The following is a 1,085-nucleotide window of genomic DNA, read 5'->3' on the forward strand; positions in this document are numbered from 1 at the left end:
GAAAAAACAAAAAATAAGCGGATTCCGGTGCCGGATCACGTTGAACCGGAGCAGCCGAAAAGAGGCTTTTGGAGCCGTTTTTTTAGACCCTATGATTAACCACGATTGTTAAACTGATATGAACAAAGTCGTGAAACATTGATCAAAGAATAGGCGTGGAACGTGAAAAATCATAAAAAAAGCCCACCTTGGGGAAGATGAGCTATTAACTAGAAACTACAGCATTGATTTCTAAAGATAATTATAACGCATTTCGTATAAGGTGTATTATGTTAATTTTCGAAAAATTTAAAAATAAATATAGAATTTTTTGATTATAAGCTTTTATCAATTATTAAGTTTATAAAGGCTTCTTGCCAACCAACATACTATAGGGTACTATACTATAAGAAACTTTTAAGGAATTAGCTTTATGCCAAATCAAGTCGAAGATAAAAAAAAGATTCTGACGCGTGTCAGACGAATCAAAGGTCAGGCTGAAGCGATTGAAAAAGCGCTAGAAAGCAATGTGGAATGTAATGCCATTCTGCAACAAATATGTTCTATACGCGGTGCCATTAATGGGCTAATGAATGAGATGCTAGAGGTTCACTTAAAAGACACTCTAGTATCTGGCGAAACTACAGAACAACAACGAAACGAAGAACTTGCTGAAATAGCCAAGATTCTCAAGTCATATTTAAAATAAATTTGTGTAAGGAGAAATTCCATGAAATCACGTGCAGCTGTAGCCTTCGGGCCAGGAAAACCTCTGGAAATAGTCGAAATTGACGTCGAGCCGCCGCGCAAGGGCGAGGTGCTGGTCAAGATCACCCACACTGGCGTTTGCCATACCGATGCATTCACCCTCTCTGGTGACGATCCCGAAGGCCTCTTCCCGGTCGTTCTGGGCCATGAAGGCGCAGGCATCGTCGTCGAAGTTGGTGAAGGTGTAACTAGCGTGAAACCTGGCGATCATGTCATTCCACTATACACCGCCGAATGTGGCGAGTGCCTGTTTTGCAAGTCAGGAAAAACCAACCTTTGTGTGGCAGTGCGCGCTACCCAGGGCAAGGGCCTGATGCCCGACGGCACGACCCGTTTCT

General features: G+C 42.4%; 2 protein-coding genes and 1 pseudogene. All 3 read left to right on the plus strand.

Annotated elements, in window-relative coordinates; genetic code table 11:
- Positions 1-99 (plus strand): annotated as a pseudogene (locus tag J671_RS0105445) (DNA-binding protein); the annotation flags it as partial.
- Between the two features lie 313 nt (positions 100-412).
- Positions 413-688, plus strand: coding sequence for a metal/formaldehyde-sensitive transcriptional repressor (locus J671_RS24770; protein WP_031983787.1), 276 nt, complete (start codon positions 413-415; stop codon positions 686-688).
- Positions 689-709: 21 nt separating this feature from the next.
- Positions 710-1,085 (plus strand): alcohol dehydrogenase catalytic domain-containing protein (locus J671_RS24775; RefSeq protein WP_031983788.1); only part of this gene is annotated, 376 nt, incomplete at its 3' end.

This window comes from Acinetobacter sp. 1130196, assembly GCF_000588095.1.
Taxonomy (GTDB): Bacteria; Pseudomonadota; Gammaproteobacteria; order Pseudomonadales; family Moraxellaceae; genus Acinetobacter; species Acinetobacter nosocomialis.